Here is a 337-nt window from a genome sequence, read left to right as displayed (position 1 = left end):
GCAGCCTCGACGGGATTGGTGCCCCGCCAGTACAGTACCGGAGGAAAGACAACCTTATTGGGGATCAGTAAACGGGGTAACAAGACACTCCGACAACTGTTGGTGCTCTGTGCCCGAACGTTCATACTGCATATCGAGCATAGAAAGGGCAAACTGGCTGACTGGGTTAAGCAGCAACTTGAACGAAAACATTCTAATATTGTAGCCTGTGCATTGGCTAATAAACTTGCCCGGATAGCATGGGCTATTACAACACAACACACGGTATTTGAAGCTTAAATCAAGCCTGTTGTGAACAAATTTGAAACGAGACCCCACTGGTTTTGCGAAGACTGAT

1 protein-coding gene is annotated in these 337 nt (G+C 47.2%); it reads left to right on the top strand.

The window, feature by feature from the left end:
- Window positions 1-279 (top strand): IS110 family transposase (locus AAC147_RS19185; protein WP_047683886.1); only part of this gene is annotated, 279 nt, incomplete at its 5' end.
- Window positions 280-337: the final 58 nt, after the last annotated feature.

The sequence above is a fragment of the Xenorhabdus sp. NBAII XenSa04 genome, from assembly GCF_963866145.1.
Lineage (GTDB): Bacteria > Pseudomonadota > Gammaproteobacteria > Enterobacterales > Enterobacteriaceae > Xenorhabdus > Xenorhabdus indica.
This window is presented reverse-complemented; position numbering and strand designations above follow the sequence as displayed.